Below are 1171 nucleotides of genomic sequence, written 5' to 3' on the forward strand. Positions count from 1 at the left end.
GTAGGTCGCGACCTGAACGTCACATCCCTGCCGGACACCGGGAAAGTCGAAGGCAAGGAATTCGACCTCAGCGCAACTGTCGTGGCTGGCTTTGGCGGCAGCGTCAGTGGCTCGGTCGGTTACGGCCAGACCAACGGCTCCAAGAACTGGATCGAGGAACAGACCAGCATCACGGCCAAAGACAAGGTCGACATCCGCACCGAGAACCACACCCAACTCGACGGCGCACTGATCGCCTCCGACAGCGGCAATCTCAAGCTGGATACCAACACGCTGGGTTACAGCGACATCGCGGGCAAGGACAAGGAACACGGTTACTACCTGAACGTTGGTGGCTCGTACGGTACCAGCGGCAGTACCACGCAGGACTCGACTCAGGTAGGCAAAGGCGATGACCAGAAAAACGGTTGGAGCGTCGAGGGCTGGAACTACAATAAGGATCGTGAACAGATCGTCCGGGGCACCGTGGGTGCAGGCGATGTGGTGGTGCGCAGTGATACGGCGGGTAAGGACTCAACAGCGGGCTTGAATCGTGATGTCGACAAGGCATACGAGATCACGCGTGATGACGAGCACCGGACTGATTTGTATGTGACGAAGAGTTCGTTGGAGGCAGCCAGCCAGCCGATAGTCACTGCTACTCAGTGGGCAAACCAACTCCTGACTTACAACACAACGGCCAAACAGAACTACGAAGAGGCCACCCGAGGTCTGACGCGCGCAGTCAACAAAATCGAGAGCACGCTGGGCCGCAAGATGGATGCAGGGGCCGCCAGTCTGATGGGGGCTGATTTTGCTGAAAACACCATGGACTCGTTGCTTCGGGGTGGGATGACGCGCAGCCAGGCGATGAATACGATGGCCGACCCTGCGTTTCAGGAAAAGGTTGTGGCCGAAATTGCACGCCTCGCAGGGATCGACCTGACATCGGTCGGAGCTCTTGATCAGACACTTCAGACGGACAACAAGCCTAATAGCCCAGGATCAATCGAGTTACCTGCCACTCCTGTGAATGCGAGTGACGCAGAAAAACTTACTGCTGCTCAAGACACACTGCGATCGATGGCTTCGATCAACCAATACATCCAGGAGCATCCAGATCAGCAGGAGGCTGTGAGTGTGTTGGTGGCAGTGGCGCAGGGGCCTAAAGGTCTTGTGCAACTGGCGGTTT

Annotated in this window: 1 pseudogene; it reads left to right on the forward strand. The window is 57.1% G+C overall.

The features are described 5' to 3' along the window. A pseudogene (locus LCH65_RS26145) lies at positions 1-1171 on the forward strand (hemagglutinin repeat-containing protein); the annotation flags it as partial.

Source organism: Pseudomonas sp. MWU16-30316 (genome assembly GCF_020515645.1).
GTDB classification, from domain to species: domain Bacteria; phylum Pseudomonadota; class Gammaproteobacteria; order Pseudomonadales; family Pseudomonadaceae; genus Aquipseudomonas; species Aquipseudomonas cerasi.